At 57.1% G+C, this 12182-nt stretch carries 14 protein-coding genes; 5 read left to right on the plus strand and 9 right to left on the minus strand.

Annotated features, from left to right (window positions below; genetic code table 11):
* The first annotated feature begins 198 nt into the window (after positions 1–198).
* The 3 genes from VDQ28_RS04875 to VDQ28_RS04885 all read left to right on the plus strand — a co-directional run bounded on the left by VDQ28_RS04875 (position 199) and on the right by VDQ28_RS04885 (position 2676).
* The gene (locus VDQ28_RS04875) at positions 199–486 is read left to right on the plus strand and encodes a hypothetical protein (RefSeq protein WP_323034874.1); all 288 of its coding nucleotides are present in this window, start codon (positions 199–201) and stop codon (positions 484–486) included.
* Between the two features lie 301 nt (positions 487–787).
* Positions 788–2059, plus strand: a complete 1272-nt coding sequence (locus tag VDQ28_RS04880; protein WP_323034875.1) for a hypothetical protein — start codon at positions 788–790, stop codon at positions 2057–2059.
* Positions 2056–2676, plus strand: a complete 621-nt coding sequence (locus tag VDQ28_RS04885) for a hypothetical protein (RefSeq protein WP_323034876.1) — start codon at positions 2056–2058, stop codon at positions 2674–2676. The genes VDQ28_RS04880 and VDQ28_RS04885 overlap by 4 nt, the downstream gene beginning before the upstream one ends.
* Here the strand turns inward: VDQ28_RS04885 and istB are convergent.
* Together istB and istA are read right to left on the minus strand one after the other, a co-directional pair.
* Positions 2609–3403: an IS21-like element helper ATPase IstB gene (istB, locus tag VDQ28_RS04890; protein ID WP_323034836.1), complete on the minus strand. Its 795-nt coding sequence runs from the start codon at positions 3401–3403 to the stop codon at positions 2609–2611. The genes VDQ28_RS04885 and istB overlap by 68 nt on opposite strands.
* On the minus strand, positions 3393–4925 hold the full coding sequence (istA, locus tag VDQ28_RS04895) for an IS21 family transposase (RefSeq protein ID WP_323034837.1): 1533 nt from the start codon (positions 4923–4925) through the stop codon (positions 3393–3395). Before istA ends, istB begins: the two co-directional genes overlap by 11 nt.
* Positions 4926–4948: 23 nt before the next feature.
* Here istA and VDQ28_RS04900 point away from each other — a divergent pair, with 23 nt between their 5' ends.
* The gene (locus tag VDQ28_RS04900) at positions 4949–5419 is read left to right on the plus strand and encodes an OsmC family protein (RefSeq protein ID WP_323034877.1); all 471 of its coding nucleotides are present in this window, start codon (positions 4949–4951) and stop codon (positions 5417–5419) included.
* A 34-nt stretch (positions 5420–5453) separates the two neighbouring features.
* On the opposite strand, the gene VDQ28_RS04905 is transcribed toward VDQ28_RS04900, so the two are convergent.
* From VDQ28_RS04905 to VDQ28_RS04935, 7 genes are all read right to left on the minus strand, one after another.
* Positions 5454–5846 (minus strand): hypothetical protein, encoded by a 393-nt coding sequence (locus VDQ28_RS04905; RefSeq protein WP_323034878.1) that lies wholly within the window; start codon positions 5844–5846, stop codon positions 5454–5456.
* Positions 5847–6827: 981 nt separating this feature from the next.
* Positions 6828–7307, minus strand: a complete 480-nt coding sequence (locus tag VDQ28_RS04910) for a DUF411 domain-containing protein (RefSeq protein WP_416349355.1) — start codon at positions 7305–7307, stop codon at positions 6828–6830.
* Between the two features lie 56 nt (positions 7308–7363).
* The gene (locus tag VDQ28_RS04915) at positions 7364–7966 is read right to left on the minus strand and encodes an SCO family protein (RefSeq protein ID WP_207013208.1); all 603 of its coding nucleotides are present in this window, start codon (positions 7964–7966) and stop codon (positions 7364–7366) included.
* The gene (locus VDQ28_RS04920) at positions 7945–8418 is read right to left on the minus strand and encodes a copper chaperone PCu(A)C (protein WP_323034879.1); all 474 of its coding nucleotides are present in this window, start codon (positions 8416–8418) and stop codon (positions 7945–7947) included. Before VDQ28_RS04920 ends, VDQ28_RS04915 begins: the two co-directional genes overlap by 22 nt.
* A 5-nt stretch (positions 8419–8423) precedes the next feature.
* Positions 8424–9029, minus strand: coding sequence for an SCO family protein (locus VDQ28_RS04925; RefSeq protein ID WP_246022527.1), 606 nt, complete (start codon positions 9027–9029; stop codon positions 8424–8426).
* 191 nt (positions 9030–9220) lie between these two features.
* Entirely contained in the window at positions 9221–10402 is a 1182-nt protein-coding gene (locus VDQ28_RS04930; protein WP_323034880.1) for a metal transporter, read from the minus strand.
* Positions 10399–11607 (minus strand): multicopper oxidase domain-containing protein, encoded by a 1209-nt coding sequence (locus VDQ28_RS04935; protein WP_246022529.1) that lies wholly within the window; start codon positions 11605–11607, stop codon positions 10399–10401. Before VDQ28_RS04935 ends, VDQ28_RS04930 begins: the two co-directional genes overlap by 4 nt.
* A 116-nt stretch (positions 11608–11723) precedes the next feature.
* On the opposite strand from VDQ28_RS04935, the gene mntR reads away from it, so the two are divergent.
* Positions 11724–12182: a manganese-binding transcriptional regulator MntR gene (gene mntR, locus VDQ28_RS04940; protein ID WP_323034881.1), complete on the plus strand. Its 459-nt coding sequence runs from the start codon at positions 11724–11726 to the stop codon at positions 12180–12182.

The raw sequence follows: 12182 nt of genomic DNA on the forward strand, positions 1-12182 counted from the left end.
CCAGTCAGACTTCCGCTTCTGTCCGTCATGCTCAAATATTACCGTAAGGTCAGCAGTGCGGAATGACCAGGCCCTAGCGGTCGCCGTCGATGAGCATCAGTCAACGCTACAACTGCTTGATAGGTATCCGCTTCCCCGGGTATGAATTGCAACAGTACAACTTTGATTTTTCAGACCGGTGAGCGCAGGAAGTCAGACATGACGAAAATAACCGTTGATTCGAAGGGCGTCACCTTGGAGCCACACTGGTATGCTCCAGATGACGTGAGGACTAAAGTGGATCGCTTCGGCAAGAGGGGGGGCTATCGAGTGCATCCGGCCGGAGATGGTCACAATGAGTCAGGAAGCGCTGTATTCTATCGATCTCTGGAGGACGTTGCACAGCACTTGATTGCTTGCCCTGACTGGGGACTTCGCTTCAAGACGCCGGCAGGTTTGGCAAGTATCTTCTATGATGATATTCTCATAGACGGAAAGCCTCGCTGAACACACAAATATGGGGGTGGCCTATTGGCTTTAGATTCCTTCTAAACCAGCACGCGTTCGGCTTTTGAGAGCGTTTCATGGTGCGCCCCTCTGCTGCAGAGTGGCCTCCGTTTGCCGGTCGACTTCAGCATCGGGCATAATGGTTTGGCGGACAAAAGTTGGCAGTGCTTGACCAAGATGTGGTTCCGACCCCGAGATGCTGTCTGCCTTTGTGTATTGGCAGTCAGGCCAGATTTTAACGACTTGAAACTCGTTACCCCGCAGGCGATTGTCTGCAAGCCAGATGATTGGAGTGTGGTCGATGAAAGAAACTAATGAATTTGATGTTCGTGTTTTTGAAAGCGGGTTGAACTCTGACGACTTCATTGATGATATTGAGAGCTTTGTTAAAAACTTCTCACCTCTGGAGAGAAATAATCTAACCCTCCTAAGGGACCATAGGACCCAAGCCGTTTTTATAGAGTGCCACATACCGGCCTCAAAAATTTCTGACCTTGGAACTACCGATGTGCCGTTAGATGCTGACGCATCACCCGACTATCGGGCCAACCGAGATGTAGTAGCTGATCACGCAGCCTTTGAGCAAATGCGAAATGACGCAATGGAAGGGCGGCGCTTTAGCAACATCGTAGCCGAGTTCATCGATGGGGACCAGAAACCTCTCAAAATTATTGGTGGGCAACACCGTTACGAAGCAATCAAAGAGGCTTTGGAACAAGGGGTCGATATCGAGCATGGAGTAAAGGTTTACCTTCAACTCGACAACGAGCAGCGCCTTGATGTTCAGATTATATCGAATACAAACATTTCAGTTTCAAAAGAGCTTTTGGACAGGATGTACGAGACACTCGCTGGAGCGGAGCTTCGCGATTGGTGTCAGAAATGTGGTTTGCTGGAAAGGAAGCAAGACTTCGCCGACAAGCCAGGGAGAGGCAATCCGATAACCGTGAAGGAAGCTCGATCTTTTATCTGCAACTACTACCTTGGTAAAGCAGTGCCAGATAAGGAATTCTCCATCCGAGATACGACTCCGCAACTCGTTGAGGCGGGAAAGCGCGACCCCAAAATTTGGAAAGATACCAAGCAAAAGAACCCAGATCTATGGGATGACAAAGACCTGCAAGCGGCCGGTAAAGCGTTTGCAGGGCTGAGAATTGCTCAGATGGAAGCATTCTTTGACGGCAAATCAGGGAAGTACAGCGGTCCAGCCGACTTCCGTCACAAGGCTAAGAATTTGGCGCTATTGGCCGGTTGGGCTTTTGTTGCTGGTTGTTTGTCGAACAACCCGCCACGTTTGAAACGACACTACGCGCTTTTTGAAAAGGGTGGATCGAAGGATCCTTTGAGGGCAGACTTGCTCGTGAACGGTCGGCACTCGACAGACCCTGCAAACTATCGTGGGCTTGGATATCGCTCAGACCCCAAAGAGCGGGGCCGATTTGCCGAACTTTTCTGGCTCCAGGCGGAAAAAGGGGCTGGCATAACGAAAAGTGGAATTGAGCTTGCAATTCAAGAGTACGAAGCCAAGCAAGCCAATTTGCGGGCTAAAGCTATGCGGGAGAAGCTCGGGTGAGCGAATTTGAGGCCTACTCCAATGAGCTTTTAATATCGGCAAAAAAATTTTTGGAAGAATCAAAGTCTGCAGGCACACCATCTGAGAGGCAGAGACTTCTTCGATCAGCGCTGACGCATTCATTTTTCTTTTTGGAGGCGCAGTTGAATTATCTCGCTTCCCGCTTTTCAAACTCATCTGACTTCAGTATCTCAGAAAAATCCCTCCTCTCCGAGCAGGAGGTTTCACTCGTAAAAGGAAAATTCATTCTGATCAACAAGTCGAAATTTTACCGACTGGAGGACAGGATAGAGTTTCTATTGGCGAGATTTTCGCCTGATCTGGAAGCCTCGAAGGGTTCTTGGTTCTCAGAGCTACTTGTATCAATAAAAATTCGCAATCGTCTTGTTCACCCAAAAGAAGCTCATCAAATTAGTGAACAGGAGGTGGAGCGATCGCTTCTGGCAGTGCTCGAATGTCTGTCCGCTATGTATATCTGTAGATTTCCACGCGGAAGTGAGCCGGGTTTTCCATCGAGAAGTGAGCCACCTCTAGGTTATGTTTCGGGTTTCAGGCTTTGGTCAATACGTGATTGTCCTCCCTCTTTTTCTGCGCCGCGGTGGCTGCACTGGTTTTGAAGCGGAAGCTGTCGTTGCCGGTCTCGAGGATGTGGCAACGATGGGTCAGGCGGTCGAGGAGTGCGGTCGTCATCTTGGGATCGCCGAAGACGGTGGCCCATTCGCTGAAGCTCAGGTTTGTGGTGATGACGACGCTGGTGCGTTCGTAAAGTTTGCTGAGCAGATGGAAGAGCAGCGCACCGCCTGATGCACTGAACGGCAGGTAGCCGAGCTCGTCGAGGATCACGAGATCCAGGCGGACGAGGCTTTCGGCAAGCTGTCCGGCTTTGCCTTTGGCCTTCTCCTGTTCGAGCGTATTGACGAGCTCGATGGTCGAGAAGAAGCGAACCTTGCGGCGGTGATGCTCGACAGCCTGCACGCCAAGGGCTGTCGCGACATGCGTTTTGCCAGTCCCAGGGCCCCCGATCAGCACAACGTTCTGGGCACCGTCCATGAACTCGCCCCGATGAAGTTGGCGCACCGTGGCCTCATTGATCTCACTGGCCGCGAAGTCGAAGGCGGTCAGATCCTTGTAAGCCGGGAAGCGAGCGGCCTTCATGTGATAGGCAATGGACCGGACCTCCCGCTCGGCCACTTCGGCCTTCAGCAATTGAGCGAGCATCGGCACCGCAGCATCAAAGGCTGGTGCGCCTTGTTCCATGAGGTCGGTGACGGCTTGGGCCATGCCATGCATCTTCAAACTGCGCAGCATGATGATGATGGCACCGCTGGCGGGATCATGACGCATGGCGGCCTCCGGCGGTCCGGGCCCGCAGGCCGTCATAGCGTTCGACATTCGCCTTTGGCTCACTGCGCAAAGCCAGTGCCTGTGGTGTTTCGATGTCCGGCCCACCAATCGTCTTTCCGTCAATAAGACGGTGCAGAAGGTTCAGAACGTGAGTTTTGGTTGCCACGCCCTCAGCCAAGGCCATTTCCACGGCGACGAGCACGGCCTGTTCGTCGTGATGCAGAACCAGCGCCAAGATATCAACCATCTCTCTGTCACCGCCAGGCTTGCGCAACATAAGGTCTTGCAGCCGCTTGAAGGCCGGAGGGAATTCCACGAAGGGCGCGCCGTTCCTGAGCGCACCCGGCTTACGCTGAAGGACGGCCAGATAATGGCGCCAATCGTAAATCGTGCGTGGCGGGAGTTGGTGGCTGCGCTCAATCACCCGCACATGCTCGCACAGGATCTGACCCTCGGCAGCGACCACCAAACGCTCTGGATAAACCCGCAAGCTCACAGGCCGGTTCGCAAACGACGCTGGAACACTGTAGCGGTTGCGCTCGAAGCTGATTAGGCAGGTCGGGGACACCCGTTTGCTATGCTCGACAAAGCCATCGAAGGCGGGCGGCAATGGCATCAGCACGGGGTGTTCTGCGGCCCAGACGTCAGCAACATTCCCCGGCAGTGCTGCATGAGGAATCTCATTCCACAACGCCACACAGCGCTGTTCCAGCCAATCATTCAGGGCCGCGAGATCGGGGAAGTCCGGCATGGGTTGCCACAGACGGTGCCTGGCATCCTGCACATTCTTCTCGATCTGCCCCTTCTCCCAGCCGGCGGCAGGATTGCAGAACGCTGGCTCGAACACGTAATGGTTGGCCATTGCGAGGAAGCGCATGTTGACCTGCCGCTCCTTCCCACGACCGACGCGGTCAACAGCGGTGCGCATATTGTCGTAAATTCCACGCCCTGGAACGCCGCCGAAGACCCGGAACCCGTGGCAGTGAGCGTCGAACAGCATCTCGTGCGTTTGCAGCAGATACGCCCGAACCAGAAAGGCCCGGCTATACGACAGCTTGATATGGGCGACTTGTAGCTTGACGCGCTCGCCGCCCAAAACGGCAAAATCCTCGCTCCAGTCAAACTGGAATGCCTCGCCCGGACGAAACGACAGCGGCACGAAGATGCCGCGCCCTGTTGCCTGCTGCTCTCGCTGCCGATCTGCCCGCCAGTCACGCGCAAAAGCCGCGACCCGACCGTAAGACCCATCAAAGCCAAGCACCACCAGATCGGCATGCAGCTGCTTCAGCGTTCGCCGCTGCTTGCGCGACTTGGCCGCCTCCGTCTTCAGCCAACCGGCAAGCTTCTCGGCGAACGGATCGAGCTTGCTTTGCCGCTCCGGTGTCGCGAACTGCGGCTCGATCGTGCCCGCATTCAGATATTTTGTAATCGTATTGCGCGACAATCCAGTGCGACGCGCAATCTCACGGATCGATAGCTTCTCCCGCAAAGACATCCGTCGAATAATGTTCAAAAGTCCCATGTGTATCACTCCGCTGCTCCCCGTTGCGCATCGCGCTGGGGGAAGGGTCACATGGCTCAAATCTCAGTGGAAATTATCCGTCTATCCGGCTCACTTCTGCGTGGAAATCTACACCGCATGGCACCTCGTTCAATTTCTTGTCCGAAGAAGCGCCAATCAACGGCGGACTTGGCCGCGCACCAGACGCCAACAGCTATATCAGCGCGGGCATTGGCTTTTGTTTCATGACGCAATTTGGCCGCTTTGTGAAAATGCTAAACCTCGACCTGGCCGACTACCGCATTGTCCAAGACAGCCATTTCTCATTGGGCGGCGCATCGGGCGGAACGGGCAAAGCCGGGCAAGCCGACCCTCTTGAAACGCATGTCTATTTGGAAACCGGCGAAAGTGATGACGTCGCGCGCGAGATGCTGGATATCTCTGAGCAAACCTGCTTCTTACATGCGTTTTGCAAAACCGATCTGAAAACGAAGCTAAAGATCCATCGGATCTAGGCGATTGGCAGTTTTGTTTCTGTCCTAAACACCGTTACGCCTCGCCCCGGCAATCCCCCGTGTTTTCGCGGCTGGCCGTTTTCTTTGGTGTCGTGTCCCGTTTGCGCGATTGACGACACCACAGGTCGCAGGCATCGGTGTGGTGGGCTGAAGCGGCACCGGCCCTGCGGTTGACGCGTTTGGCCGACTCGGGCGGTTTGGATTTTGGATAGCCATCCCATCCACCGAGCTTTGCAATGATCCACGCGGCCCAGGCAAGCGTTTCCGGCGGATGAGGGTTCTTCTGGAGCGCGGTCTTGCCTTCGAGTTCGGGCAGGCGTGCGTGGAGGGTTTCGATTTCGGGAAGCGAGAAGGCGATCTTGGCGTCTTGCTGGGATCGGCCATCGCGCGCCTGGACGAGTTGCATGATGCTCGTGCGCGCCACCATTCCCGCGAGCAGCAGACCCCCCTTTTTGCCAGGCGCTCGTTTCCGAAATTGCCCAGCCCCCAGCTTTCCGAAGTCATCACCAGGCGCCCTCCATTCAAGGTAGGACAACCGAATGATGCAGCATTCAACCCGTCAAGCGCACCGGGAAAACCAAACCTGACGAAGTGTGCATCCCTTAGCGCTTTTCAGGGGGGGCTGGTCAAACGTTGATGTGGCGTTGATGTAAAACGCGCGGGGATATACACAAGCGAAACGCTCAGGTTTTAAGTCTTTGATTTGTTTTATGATTTTGGTTGCGGGGGTAGGATTTGAACCTACGACCTTCAGGTTATGAGCCAAAATCGCAGCGATTCCAATTGCTTAGAAAATTCAACAACTTACGCAGTAAGCCTTTGATTTCGCCAGTTTTCCTTGATCGGATCGGTCTACTTTCAGCGAAATTGGGCAGCAAACTCGGTGCGAAACAGGCACTCGCGGGTTGATGTGGTGTTGATGTAAGCCAGTCAACGGCTTCATGAACACCATCGCTTCCGGCCCAGATCTGTCGTTCACTTCATCCGGGATCACGGCTATGCAGCTTCACCAAAACGGCCATCCCTGCATCGTGCAGCATTCCCACCCATCGTATGACCGCAGTGCGTGTCTTCCTGCCGTTCGGCTACTCAGCGGTTAGCAACATGGAGAATCTTCAGTCTGGCGGCGTAGGAGCAACGACGCTCACCAATCGGGGGCCAGCAATCCTGTCGCCAACACTTCACCCCGACCCTTCCGGGCCCACCGAACAAAGGCTAGATCGGCGTTCGCCCAGTCTAGAAGATGATCGGGGCGTTGATCGAGACTTCGCTCGACACCGATATCCCCGTCGCGACGCGGCTTTTGACTTCGCTCAATTTCATCAGCAATTGGCCTACCCAGCGGCGGTCGCCTACGATTGCTCGAAGGTGTACATTGAGACCTATTATTGACGGTCGACGAGCGCAGTCATCCCAACTGCTCGTAATTGGCGAACACCTCACCAGTCCCGTCATAGTTGATGAGGAGCACTTCGTAGGCTTCGCGCTCCTCTTCCGGCCCCATCCCGGGTGACCCATACGGCATTCCTGGCACGGCAAGCCCAATGACATCGGGGCGCTCCTCGAGCAGGCGGCGGATCTCCGTAGCTGGGACGTGCCCTTCGAGCACATAACCATCGACCATGCCGGTATGGCAGGAAATCATCCGTGGCGGAACGCCGACTTCGGATTTGAAGGCCGTCAAAAGAGCGCCGTAGCGTTCCTCGTCGGTGACGCTGAATCCTTCTTCGCGCAGATAGGCGACCCAGGCGTTGCAGCATCCGCATCCGGTTCCCTTGACGACATGGATTGCAGGAACCTGAGCCCAACCGGGCGCGGCCGAGGCTGCCAGCATGGCAAGGCTGGACGACATCATGGATCTGCGGGAAAGCTTGTATGTGTGTGTCATGACTTTTTCCTGTTCACGTGTTTTCGGTGATATTTTGTTCGGTTACGGTCAAATCATCAGCCTATCGCTCTACGAATCTTCGGCACCGCGAAACGCCGGTCCTCATGATAATCGATGATGCTCGCAAACTCACCGTCCGACCGGAAAAGAAAAACCCCGGCCGTGTGGTTCATGGTGTAGTCGTCATCGCGGGCCAACTTTTCGAACCGGGCGCGAAAGCCTGATGCCGCGCGTTCAATCTCGTCCAGAGTGCCGGTAAGGCCGATAATGCGGGGATCGAAAGGCGACAGGTAGTCGCCAAGCACCTCCGGCGCGTCTCGCTCTGGATCGACGGTGATCATCGCAACATTCAGCCGGTCGGCATCGGTGCCAAGCTCTTCCAGCCAGCCAGAGATATCGCTCAACGTGGTCGGGCATACGTCCGGGCACCAGGTAAAACCAAAGAACACCATCGTCGGCCGCCCGATCCAGTCCTCCGGGCGCACCATGTTGCCGCGTTGGTCGGTCAAACTGAAAGACATATCTGCAATGGGCAATGGCAACAGATCTGCGCCCGACTGGCTGCGGTTGCGGGTTCGCCACCAACCAAGGCCGAGCGTGAACGCTATTGCGCCCGCCACGCCGCCAAGGCCAAGGATTACTGCCCGTCGGTTTCGCAATCTGGCCCCTCCGCTCGGATAGACAGCACCTCGACATTGATCGTGACGTCGCCGGCGTTCTGAAACGTCAGGGTCATGGGGAAATTGCCGCCTACTTTCAGCGCCTCCGTCAGACCCATCAGCATCCCATGGTAGCCACCGGGCGCGAGTTGAACAGACTGACCTGCGGCAATGGGAATGGACATGGCATGCGGCATAGAGGCTATGCCTTCGTTAACCACGGTTTGGTGCAGCATCGGCATGCTGGCCGCGGGGGTCGCGATCCCGATAAGGGCGTCATCGAAACTCCCGGCATTGGTAATCGCCACATAGAACACAGCGGGGCGGTTGGCGCCGATTGTCGCGCGAGACCAAGCGTTTTCGATGGCCATCTCGCCGGATGTGACGGTCTCGCATGCCAAGGTAGGCGACGCCAAAGTCAGAATTAGCGCAGTAAAGACTAGTAGTTTCATGGGTTTCACAATCTCGATTGTAGGTCGTCAAGGATTTCTGCAGCGGGGGTTCCGTACGTGAACTGGCGCAGCCAGTCGCCGTCCGGACCGATCAGGTAGAGCGCGGGACTGTGAGACATGGAATAGCCGTCCGGCGCTGTGACGTCGTCCTCACGTTCGAAAAATATGTGGAAGCTGTTGGCCGCCGCACGTGTCTGCGCGCCTTCCCCGGCCAATCCGATGATGGACGGATGGAATGCCGCAGTGAATTCGGCAAGGCCAAGCGCCCGGTCCCGTTCAGGATCAATTGAGATGAACAAAGGTTGCACCTCAACGGATTGAGCACCCAAGTCGTCCATGATCTGTGCGACTTCGGCAAGCGTCGTCGGGCACACGTCCGGGCAATTGGTGAAGCCGAAGAACACCAAAAGATATTTGCCCGCAAAGTCGGCAGGCGTTCGCATTTGCCCTTCCGCGTCCGGAAGGGCAAAGGTTGGGCGGAAGGGCGCTTCATCGACGCCCGATGGCGCGCGGGCGCCCGCAAACTGCCAAGCCCCAAAAGCCAGCGAGGCCAATGCGGCGGCAGCCCAGAGGATTTTCTGCAAATATGTCAGTCGCATTCGATTGTACATTCCAAGTATCTTGTTCGGCCTAAACCCTCTAGCAGCTTTAGCTTCAAGCCCATCATTTCGAATTCACGAAAGAATGAGCCACTTGGCTGCCCAAATAGGGGCAGCGAAAATCTTCGTCTCTCCGTAGACGCGCAGGCCGATTTCTGGTGCCGGTCGACCGCCCCCTAAGTCCGAGACAACCGACCTCCGGCTCAAATCTTGATCAATGCTGCCGTGGCGTACATGAAAGCGACCCCACCCAAGAACCCTCCAAGGACGGCCGGTGACATCAACGTCGCCTGCCTGTCAGCGTTCTGTCGCACAAGATAGGCGCTGACTTCGACCATGACTTGCAAGATTGCACCTGCCCCGACGGCCAGCGCCAGCGCGGACCATTGCGGTGCGTAGGCAAGGCTGCCCGCCCACATTCCAAGGATCGCCGGGCCACCGGCGAGCAGAGTCAGGGCCGCGAAGGTCCAGAGCGCAGGCCGGGCCCGAAGCATCGGGGCGGCGATGCCGATGCCCTCGGTGACATTGTGCAGGGCAAAGCCGAGGACAAGGAAGGTGCCAAGCCCGGCTGATCCGGCGGCGAATGCACCGCCAATCGCCAACCCTTCGCCAAAGTTGTGAAGCCCGATGCCGAGGGCGATGTAGAACGCAAGTGCGATGCCTTCCGGATTGCCGCGCCAACGCCCTATCGCCATCAGCAAGAGAAAGCTTGCCAGCGCCGCCAGCCAGACCATTGCGGAGCCCTGGAAAATCGCAGCCGCTTCTGTAGAAAGCTCCAGCGCCTCGGAAATAGTGTCTATCAGTAGGAAAGCCAGCAACCCGACCGTCAGAGCCAGCAGAAAGTTCATCCCGCGCCGACCGACTCCCTTCATGGCTGGATAGAACATCAAGCCAAGCGCCACTGGCAGAAGGCCGACGATCGCCCCGATCACCGCCTGGAGCCGAAGTTGCCCCCAGGTGGCACTTGGCGTCGACACAGCGACCTCAATCTCGTGCCCGAAGGTCGCACCGGAGTTGGACAACAAGTTGACATGATGGGCCTCGCCAAGAACCCACGGATAGGGAATTCGCAACCAGACTGCGTCGCCCCGGGCTATCGGCCCCGCCGGTTCCTGCGTGAAGCTCCAATAGGCATCATCCACGGCAACCTGCGCGACCACCATTGCATCCGATCCGCCAGCACGCACTCTCAGCGATATTCCCGACCCGTCTAGGATCGCCCGTTCGACCGTCAACGCCTCGACCGGCGGAGCGCCGTTGTTAAAACCGCGCAGGGGATCGAGCGAGGCAATCCAGACAAAGGCACCCAGCATGGCGGCCAGTGGCACGAGAACCAGAAGCAGCCGGATCAGTGGCGGGCGGCGGGTTTGGCTTTGGTCGGTCATGCCCCCGCCTCCTGGACGTCGAAAAAGCCCATCCAACCAAGTTCGGTGAACTCGGCCTGGTGGGCATGGAACATGTACAGCCCATCCTCGTGGTCGGCGAAGCTGAACTCGAGGATGCCGCGTTGCGCCTGACATTGCATGATCACATCGACCGTACGCAGGGTGGGCGTAAGTTGGGTGCCAGTGTCGTAATAGTCGAAGAAATTACCGTGCAGGTGGAACGAGTTGATCGGGTCGAACTCGGTCGCGTTCATGAGATAAATGCGTACCGGGCGCGACTTGTCGATCCGGATCGGCTCGTTCATGTAAGCTTGACCGACCGTGTTGACGGCATAGACCTCGTTGGCGCCATCGAAATTGGTGTCGAAGCCATTCATCACCATTGCCAGTTCCTGCCACTCGGCGTTTTCTGGACTGCCGAGAACGCGCGACGCCGCAATAGACGCGTGTTCGGGGTGGCGGGCCGGATCGGGGTCGACCACGAACAGGCCGTACATGCCCTTGTGCATATGCCGTTTCAGCGGCAGTGCGTGGCAATGATAAAGATGACAGCCGAAGGGCTTGGCATCGAACTCGTAGACAAACTCCTCGCCCGGGTCGATCAATCCAGCGCCTTGAATTCCGTCCATTCTCGCCGAATGAATGCCGTGAAAGTGCATGGAATGTGGGTGTGAACCGAGGTTACGAAAGATGATCCGCAGCCGCTCACCTTCCTTTGCGCGCAGCGCGGGGCCGGGCACGCGACCGTTGAACGTCCAGGCGGGAAAGAACACGCCGGGAGCGATCTCGATTTCCATGTCGATGGCTTCGACCTCGAAGGTACGCAACGTGCGGCCATCCGGAAGGATTTCGGTGCGGCCAGTATCCCAATCGGTCAACATGGAAATCGGGTCGAACCCGTTCCGGTCGTGATCGACGCGGCCGACCATCGTCATATTGCCGTGCGCCATGCCACTGCTATGGGCCGAATACGGATCGGGCGCCCCGCCGGACATGGCATGCCCCGCCATTGGGCCCTGCGTCGCCTGTGATTGTGCGCGGCTCGCGGCCACGGCTGCCCCGCTGGCAGCCGCCAAACCGCCGACCAACAGCGCACGTCGCGACGCCGAAACTGGCTCCGCACCTATGACAGGTGGCGCTGTGGGTCGCGTTTTCTCCACGGCGGGCGATGTATCGCGCGCCCACTTCCCGGTATCGACTGACATAGGCGTGGTCCCTTCAGGTGAAACGCAGGCCAAAGCCCTGGTGCAAAAAGTTAGCTTAGGCTAACAATCAAGGCTAAGACTTTACGAGTCAATCCCGATCATGCGAGGGTGACGACATGACGAATGATCAGAACCTTGAAACAGCACCACAAGAAGTCGAGGCACGTGCCGTTGAAGCCCGCGTAGAGGCATTCATCGGCGTGCGCGAGGCGCGTCGCAGCGAAGTGGCGGAAGACTATGTCGAACTGATCGCCGAACTGATCCACGACAACGGCGAGGCCCTGCCGGTCGATATCGCGACCCGAATGGGTGTGACCGCGCCGACAGTCGCGAAAACGCTCGGCCGTCTGGCGCGGGATGGCCTGATAACCCGCGCCAAATACCGCTCAGTCTTTTTGACCGAGGAAGGCCGGGCGCTCGCCAAGGAATGCAGGCACCGCCACGAGATTGTCCTGCGGTTTCTCCTGAGCCTCGGACTTGACCCAGAGACGGCGGAACGCGATGCCGAAGGCATCGAGCACCACGTCAGCGAACGGACGCTTGCCCTATTCGCTGACTTTGCAGACCGGTCCTAA

It is taken from the genome of Pararhodobacter sp., assembly GCF_034676545.1.
GTDB lineage: Bacteria > Pseudomonadota > Alphaproteobacteria > Rhodobacterales > Rhodobacteraceae > Pararhodobacter.

Bases quoted from the DNA above. Each gene is read 5' to 3' on its own strand.
- VDQ28_RS04875 (WP_323034874.1), top strand. From the start codon at position 199: ATGACGAAAATAACCGTTGATTCGAAGGGCGTCACCTTGGAGCCACAC.
- VDQ28_RS04880 (WP_323034875.1), top strand. From the start codon at position 788: ATGAAAGAAACTAATGAATTTGATGTTCGTGTTTTTGAAAGCGGGTTG.
- istB (WP_323034836.1), bottom strand. From the start codon at position 3,403: ATGCGTCATGATCCCGCCAGCGGTGCCATCATCATCATGCTGCGCAGT.
- istA (WP_323034837.1), bottom strand. From the start codon at position 4,925: ATGGGACTTTTGAACATTATTCGACGGATGTCTTTGCGGGAGAAGCTA.
- VDQ28_RS04905 (WP_323034878.1), bottom strand. From the start codon at position 5,846: ATGGTGGCGCGCACGAGCATCATGCAACTCGTCCAGGCGCGCGATGGC.
- VDQ28_RS04910 (WP_416349355.1), bottom strand. From the start codon at position 7,307: ATGACACACACATACAAGCTTTCCCGCAGATCCATGATGTCGTCCAGC.
- VDQ28_RS04920 (WP_323034879.1), bottom strand. From the start codon at position 8,418: ATGAAACTACTAGTCTTTACTGCGCTAATTCTGACTTTGGCGTCGCCT.
- VDQ28_RS04925 (WP_246022527.1), bottom strand. From the start codon at position 9,029: ATGTACAATCGAATGCGACTGACATATTTGCAGAAAATCCTCTGGGCT.
- VDQ28_RS04930 (WP_323034880.1), bottom strand. From the start codon at position 10,402: ATGACCGACCAAAGCCAAACCCGCCGCCCGCCACTGATCCGGCTGCTT.
- VDQ28_RS04935 (WP_246022529.1), bottom strand. From the start codon at position 11,607: ATGTCAGTCGATACCGGGAAGTGGGCGCGCGATACATCGCCCGCCGTG.
- mntR (WP_323034881.1), top strand. From the start codon at position 11,724: ATGACGAATGATCAGAACCTTGAAACAGCACCACAAGAAGTCGAGGCA.